This window comes from Streptomyces jumonjinensis (assembly GCF_009600885.1).
GTDB classification, from domain to species: Bacteria; Actinomycetota; Actinomycetes; order Streptomycetales; family Streptomycetaceae; genus Streptomyces; species Streptomyces jumonjinensis.
Genome location: NZ_VCLA01000162.1, coordinates 4,728 through 11,529 on the forward strand (window position 1 = coordinate 4,728; position 6,802 = coordinate 11,529).

A 6,802-nucleotide genomic window follows, 5' to 3' on the forward strand; every position below is an offset into this window, starting at 1 on the left:
GATGTCGGCGACCATCACGAGGTCGGCCAGCGCGACGAGCCAAGTGCCGTCCGGTGGTTCCGCGTGCCGTTTGCCGCCGTCGGGGAGGTGCGTGGCGAACGGGTCCACGCGGTCGAGGGTGACAATCACCGACACGGCAGGCGGGAGGTGGTCCGGCAGCACGAGGCGGCGCTTGTTCCGATCCCGCAGGCTACTGGCATCGGCGCCGAGGTAGGCGATGGTCCGCGCGTTCTGCGCCAGGGCCTTGTCAACGAACTCACGGATCTTCTTGTTCACCCGGCCGGGCGCCGCTCTGCGGCCAGGGTCGGTGAAGCGCCCGCCCTTGGCCTCGATGACGAGGAGCGCCCCCGGCATCGCGACAAGAGCGTCGATGTCCGGGTTCCCCGGTGCCGGGTAGGTGGCGCCAGCATGGACCCAGGCGTCCCCGAACACCGCGGCCAGGGTGCGGCTGGCGTGTTCTTCGCAGACGTCCTGACGTCGTTTGTCGAAGCGCTTGAGCAGGTCCGGGTGATCGCCACAGGTTTCCGCGGCCCAGTCGAGTGCCTCGTGCAGAAAGTCGCCGGGGCGCGCCCACAGACCGCGTTCGGTGTCCAGGCCGACGACCGGTCGGCGTCGCAGCGTGTTGGTGTCACCGAGTTCGCGTAGTCCCGGCTGGCTGCCCAGCGGCGTCGTCAGCGCGGCGACCAAGCGGACCATCTCCTCGTGGGGAACACCCAGATCCGCAGCCAGCACGCCGGGCAGATCGTCCTCGACGGGCGCGGCCCCGAACAGGGCTATTCCTGCCGTGAGCGCGGCCGCCACCTGCACATGCTGGTCCTTGTCGGGGACGGCCGCAGGTCGGCGGAGGCATGCTCGAACGCATCCATGGCTTCGTCCAACTGCGCGGTCCGTCGGGCGTGATAGGCGTCGGCGGCCTCCAGCGCCTGGTGGAGAGCGAAACCTAGGCCCGCACGGGCCTGGTCGGCCAGCGGGACCACGATCTCTTCGAAGATCGGGCGCAGTTGTGCGGGGTAGCCCTGCATCCGGTCGAAGCGCTGCTCCATCTGCAGCATGTGCAGAACACTCGCCTGCCGGTCGGCGGCACCTTCACGCAGAACCCTGGCCTGATGGACCAGGTTCTCCGATCGTGCGTACTCGCGCAGCAGCCGGTCCAGGTCGAACAGCGCCTGCGGGTGGAAAACGGCACCGAGCCGCTGGAGAACCTGCTCCGCAGTCATCGCGGTGACCAGTCCCCCGTAAAACTCCACCATCGCGTCGCTGCCGAACATGACGCTGCCCGCCAGATGTGACCGGCGCATGGCGTCCAGCACATGAAGGCTGCTGTAGAGCATGACGGGGTCCGCTGCCAGTGCCGTCTGCGAGATCTCGGCGAGCAGTCGGGGCCGTTGCTGTCCGGCCTTGTGCATCTGGTCCCACGCTTGGCGCGGACCGGCCCCGTGGGGGCCCTTGGACGGCTGGAAGCGACGAAGTCCTCCGTCGGAGACCGGGTTCACGAACGGCGCCCCGGCACCGAGGTAGGGCTCCGCCCCATTCACTGCCGCCTGTCGCCCGTCACGTGGATCTGCCGGAGCCATGTGCCACTCCCCTTTCCGTCGGCGAGGAGGAACCAGAACCCGTCGCCTTCACGGAGAGACTAGACACGGCTGCTCGATGCAGCGAACACCATTTTCCGTGCGGACCGCGCCGCCCGGCGAGCTGCGACATTGGCCGATCCGACCCAGCCCCGGAGCCGAGCAGGCACCCGGGCCGCTTCCACGTCGTCCAGCAGAGCACCGTCCACGAGACGCAGGCGGTCGTCATGGCCGACGCCGACGTCGTCAGCTGGCTGACCGCTCGACGGACAGCGAGAGCTGATCTCACGTCGGACACGCCACGGGCCCTGGGGGATCAGCCATGACATCTTCGAGGCCCGGCTCCATGAAAGTCGCCCGATCCAACCACCCCCGCGCACACCCAAGGCCACAGGACCCGGCAGTGGGAGCCGGGCAGCGGGAACACCATCGACAATCTCCTGTAGACCTGGCGGTATGAAGCTCACCGACCTCAGCCCGCTGACGGCGCGCCACAGACACCACGCCCTCAGCTTCACCTTTGGTGACTTCCGTGCCGACCCTGCACTGGAGTCGCTGCAGTGGCCGGACGACGTCCTCGAACAGTTCCTCTTCGACCACGGCGACAACGCCGCCTTCGTGTACGACTACGGCGGCCTCGACCTGCGCGACATCACGTGGCGGCTGGAGACGATCCCGACCGCGGACTTCCACGGCATACCGACCGGAGCATCCGATGCCGGCTGTATCGAGAGCTTCGCCGACAATCCGGTGCACTGGATCTCGGTACGACCCCCGGAGATTGGCCGGCGCTGGGAAGACCACGGGACGTGGCTGCGCCCGCCGATTCTGATCGACCGACGGCTTCTGGACCCGTCGGACACCGGGCTGCAGGTCGTCGAGGGCAGAACGCGCGTCGGTGTCCTGCTCGGCCGCCTGCGCGAGGAACTGTATGTCGCCTCTCACCATGAGGCCTGGGTCGGACATCCTTGAAGCCGACACTCAGTGATGGGAACGGGCAACTTGCCGCCGTTTCGCTGCGGTTCTGGCGAACGTCTCCAGCTGACTCTGCGGGTGCATGTAGACGTAGCGGTCGGCAGCGAGGATCTGCACAGCGTTGAGTTCGTCGACGACGGCCCTGGGGACGCTGCCCATCATGTTCTCCGGAGCAAGGGCCAGCAGGCGCCTGGGACCGACGGGCAGGACGATGGAGTGTGCGTCCCCGAAAGCCATGCCGTGCGAGAAGGGTCTGATGTCCGTACGCACGCTCACCGCTGGATTGTCGCCGATCAGGAACTGCCGACTCTCCGGTGTCAGCACCTCCAGATGCCACTTCGCCGCTTTGGCACGCACCTTGTTGAACATGTTCTCGATGCTCGTGCGAAACAGCTCTCCGCTTTCAAAACGCTGGGTAACCTCGGACTGCTCGACGAGACGTTCGGCAAAGGCACCAAGGGAGCCGGAGCCAGGCAGATGGAGACCGGTCTGGCGCAGCGCCTCACGGCGGAGCTGCTCGGGAAACAAACGGACGAGCTTGCCGCGGACATCCACGCTCACAGTCTCGAACGCCTTGGTGTACACGCTGCGATAGCGGTGTGAACGTACATAGTGGAGTACGACGAGGTCGCGCAGCACCTCGACGTGCCGGGGGTCGGCGAACGGAGTGCCGGCTTTCACAGCTGCGAGAGCGGAGGGGACACGCGCTTCCACCGATCCCCACAGGGCCTCGGCGGACGGAGAGTCGAACGCCACGAAGTCCTTGGCCGCGCCGCACGCCCTGGGGCCCTTCAGCTTCTGTTGGCGTTCCGGGTTCCACACGTCGAAGGGCAATACCTGCTCGCCGCTGGCCTTCGGCCCAGGCATGGCGAACTGCTTGATGAGGACCTGGGAGACGAGGTGCTGCCTGGATATGTGAGCTGCCTTCACCCACCAGATTCTGCCAAGTGCCCGGTGTACGGGCCAAGGGTTTGACCGCCCCGTCGTAACGGCAGACGGAATCCGAGCAGACAGATGGAATCGGCGGTTCGGGACCGTGGGGAGTCCTGGCTCTGAGCAGTGTCCAGCGGGTTGCGAATGACCCAGGAGCTACCGACGCACCACGCGCTGCCCTAGGCACCCCTCGCAGAGGTTCAATCATCGAGGTGATCTCCATGTACGGACGCCAGGACTCCTCTGAACGTGAGGAACTCCGAAGTCGCGTCACCCATGACTGTCACAGGGGCGGGCTAGGCTGCGCTGCCAGCAGCAAGTTGTGGCAACGAAGGGGGCCTGCGGATGCAGTACAGACTGATCGGACCAGAGAGGCCGGAGGGCGTTTTCGGCACGCTGGCCGAAGCCGAAGCAGCTGCTGAGGCGTTCTATCCCGCGGACTCGCAGTTGGAGTGGAGCGCCCCGGAACCTGGGTGCCATCTCCTGTGGTTCATCCACCGGAACGAAGGCCTCAAGGTGGATACCCACTACCGCATCATCGAGGACTAATTCTCCCGTGGCCATCACATACAAGCGCGGTAGCAACAACGGGCTGCCCGAGCAAGCCAAGCCCGAGGCCCACCTGGCTGGCCTCAACCCCACCCCGACCGAATGGGTCACAGTCCTCCACACAGCCCTGGACCAGCGCGATCTGGGGCTCGGCAGCTATCTGACCACGAAGGCGGGCACGGAGCACGCACTTGCCGAGGCGTCATGGACCCACGGATTCCTGGGAAGCGCCAGCGCCTACGAGAACGGCGATGGCGCGCTCGTTTTCGACGACGGTCTGACCGACGACGCGCACCACTCCGAGTTCTTCATTCAGCGCCGTCTCCACCAGCAGCCGCACGTGGAGCCAATCATCGAGTTCATCCCTTCCTTCCTGTGGTATTTCCAGGCTGTCCCGCGCAAGGACGGCGGTTGGTACTACCTCGATGAGGCGGGCCGTGACCAGGACCTCGTCCGCATCCGGCAGACCGAATCGGACCTGATCGTCGAGATCGCCGCGCTCCCTCTGCGCCGTTACCTGGCCGCGCGCCAACGCTTCCTCGTCGTGCAATACGACCGGGTGACCCGTATCGAAAAAGTACCTGATCCCAAGATCGACGCGATCGACCGGTCAGACCGCCACCACTACGTCTTCCACAGCGGGGACATTGGATCTGCGAAGCTCCCGGGCTTCGTCCGGCTCCTCGGCAAGCACCTCATCCTGCCGCTGAACATGGCCCCGGCCGATCTGAGCTACCCCTACCCCCGGCACGAGCAGTACCCGCAGTTCACGATCGGAGTGGACGCCGCCACCGGACAGCCGATCGTCTCCACCTGCGACCCCGACCAACTGAGCGACTACTTCAACGACCGTGGTACCCCCCACTACCTCACTCCCGTCTACTTCCGTCGCGACGTCCTGCGCCGGTACACCTCGGAACCCTCCCGTTACCAGCTCGACAACACCCGGCTCACCTGCTTGGGACTCTGGGGCATGAGCATCGGCCGCAATGAAGAAGGCCTCGTCGAGGCTTACCTCGGAGATCTCGGACGCGACCTCCCCAGCGCGGAGCGCGGTCACTGGCTCAGCTTCAACGAGACCCCGAACGGTGGTCTGGACGAAGTCCGGTTCCGGCGCGACATACTCGGCCAGTGGTACGACGGGCCCTCTAATCCCCTACAAAGCCTGAAAACAGCACGACAGCAGTTCAGCACCGCGCTGGCCCGAGTCACAGGGCAAGAGATCTACCGCCCCTGGGACGCCGCCGACAAGATCGCGTTCGACGGACTGCACATGCCCACGGGCAGCGAGCAGCAGGAGACCGACAACCAGATCCTCACGCTCGCCAAGGGCGTGATCGACTACCTCGACGTCAAGGCCATTCGGAAGCTGCCCGGCGCTGATCCAAAGGGCACCACGATCAACTGCATCGAGGCATGGGTGAAGGAACTTGCCGAAGACCCCGTGCCACTGACCGGCCCGCTACGCCTGCTCCAGGGCCTCCGATCGACTGGAGTCGCGCATCCGCGAAGCAAGGACTGGCAGACCACGCTCGTTCGCGCAGGCCTGGACAAACTTCAACCGGACGAGCAGTTCGTGAAACTCCTCAGCCTCACTGCCGAGGCGCTCAACGGCCTTGCCGAACTCGCTGGCGGGCAAGAGGCGGATGCAGAGAACTGAACAGGCCGGGGCAGTGCCGGCTTCGGCACTGCCCCGGCCCGTCTTGATCCAGATCACCAGTGCCCAGGAGAGCATCGCCGAAGCCATTACCCTCCGGGAGCTGCTGCCTGCCCAGGGACCGCCGAAGTCGTCCTCCGCAGAGTCGACGGACGGCTGTCCGCGCCGCTGGAAGGCGGTGTCCGCTGCTCCCGGAACCGTGCCTGCCTCGTACACGCTCTCTGCACGCAGTTGAACCGTCTTGCCGAACCCGCCTCGGTTGCAACGCAGTTCACGCAGCGGGGGGAGCGGCCCAGGATCCCAGGGTCTATGCGAGCACCAGTGCGATGCCATGCCGTGAGCAGCGGCATCGCATCGCCCTGTGTGTGTAGGCCCTGGGCCGGGCTGCCGCCGGCCCAGGACAGCGAAACAGCCCCGGGCGCACAGCGCGCCCGGGGCCCTTTCCTGCGGTGTTCACGACCCCGCCCACACTGGTCCGGAAGCGGCGCCGTGATCGTGTTCTCTCACCAGTCGTCGGGGGCGCTGCCCACCCACGCGACCGGCCGGCCCTCGCTGTTGCGACCCCAGTGCGGCTCCTCCATCTCGTGACCGTCGTCCAGCACGCAGATCCGCCCCCAGCGACCGTGCTTGCCCGCACAGATCCCGGCGAGCCGGGCCGCGTCGCCGTCACGCACCGCCTGGTCGTACCGGTCCTGAAAAGGCTGGAGACGGGCGCACAGCTCCACACCGAACTCCGCCTCCGCAGCCTCGACCTGCGCCCGCGCCTCCCGCACCCCAGGGTCGGACAGCAGACACGAGATGACCTTCTCCGCCTCGGCGAAGGCGCTGGTGCGGGCGTGCCGCCGCACGGCCGCTGGCACGCGCTGCCCTTCCCGCTCCTCGCCCCCGAAGGCATCCTGTCCGAGGCCCCCGGCAAGCGCCTGGAGCAGGCGATCGACCACGCCTACGAAGGCGACGGACTGATCGGCGCATGCTCCGACACCGCATGCGTACTCACCGGCATCGACTGCGGAACCGTCCTGCTCTCCGTGCACCTGACCTCCGCCGACCCCGGCCCCGACCCCGGCCCCTGGGAGGAGACGGAGGAAACGGACCTCGCCGCCCCCTCCGGAGACCT

At 66.7% G+C, this 6,802-nt stretch carries 8 protein-coding genes; 4 read left to right on the forward strand and 4 right to left on the reverse strand.

Going from position 1 to position 6,802, the window contains the following annotated elements; genetic code table 11:
- Both FF041_RS38085 and FF041_RS23405 read right to left on the reverse strand, forming a co-directional pair.
- On the reverse strand, positions 1-807 hold an 807-nt coding region (locus tag FF041_RS38085), incomplete at its 3' end, for a hypothetical protein (RefSeq protein ID WP_194292139.1).
- Positions 774-1,406 (reverse strand): hypothetical protein, encoded by a 633-nt coding sequence (locus tag FF041_RS23405; RefSeq protein WP_153524635.1) that lies wholly within the window; start codon positions 1,404-1,406, stop codon positions 774-776. The genes FF041_RS23405 and FF041_RS38085, both read right to left, overlap by 34 nt.
- A 621-nt stretch (positions 1,407-2,027) precedes the next feature.
- Here FF041_RS23405 and FF041_RS23410 point away from each other — a divergent pair.
- Positions 2,028-2,543, forward strand: a complete 516-nt coding sequence (locus FF041_RS23410; RefSeq protein ID WP_153524636.1) for a hypothetical protein — start codon at positions 2,028-2,030, stop codon at positions 2,541-2,543.
- 9 nt (positions 2,544-2,552) lie between these two features.
- Here FF041_RS23410 and FF041_RS23415 read toward each other — a convergent pair whose 3' ends face one another.
- A complete protein-coding gene (locus FF041_RS23415; RefSeq protein ID WP_153524637.1) occupies positions 2,553-3,476 on the reverse strand; it encodes a DUF4238 domain-containing protein in 924 nt (307 codons plus the stop codon).
- A gap of 348 nt (positions 3,477-3,824) precedes the next feature.
- On the opposite strand from FF041_RS23415, the gene FF041_RS23420 reads away from it, so the two are divergent.
- Positions 3,825-4,028 (forward strand): hypothetical protein, encoded by a 204-nt coding sequence (locus tag FF041_RS23420; protein WP_153524638.1) that lies wholly within the window; start codon positions 3,825-3,827, stop codon positions 4,026-4,028.
- A gap of 7 nt (positions 4,029-4,035) precedes the next feature.
- Positions 4,036-5,688, forward strand: a complete 1,653-nt coding sequence (locus FF041_RS23425) for a hypothetical protein (protein ID WP_323392489.1) — start codon at positions 4,036-4,038, stop codon at positions 5,686-5,688.
- A gap of 500 nt (positions 5,689-6,188) precedes the next feature.
- On the opposite strand, the gene FF041_RS23430 is transcribed toward FF041_RS23425, so the two are convergent.
- Complete coding sequence (locus tag FF041_RS23430; RefSeq protein WP_323392491.1) at positions 6,189-6,545, reverse strand: hypothetical protein; 357 nt, start codon at positions 6,543-6,545, stop codon at positions 6,189-6,191.
- Here FF041_RS23430 and FF041_RS38090 point away from each other — a divergent pair.
- Positions 6,522-6,802: hypothetical protein (locus FF041_RS38090; RefSeq protein WP_194292141.1), on the forward strand; the 281-nt coding region annotated here is incomplete at its 3' end. The two genes, FF041_RS23430 and FF041_RS38090, sit on opposite strands and share 24 nt — an antisense overlap.

Excerpts from the sequence above, each read along its gene's own strand:
- FF041_RS23405 (WP_153524635.1), bottom strand. The coding sequence starts at position 1,406 with ATGCACAAGGCCGGACAGCAACGGCCCCGACTGCTCGCCGAGATCTCG.
- FF041_RS23410 (WP_153524636.1), top strand. The coding sequence starts at position 2,028 with ATGAAGCTCACCGACCTCAGCCCGCTGACGGCGCGCCACAGACACCAC.
- FF041_RS23420 (WP_153524638.1), top strand. The coding sequence starts at position 3,825 with ATGCAGTACAGACTGATCGGACCAGAGAGGCCGGAGGGCGTTTTCGGC.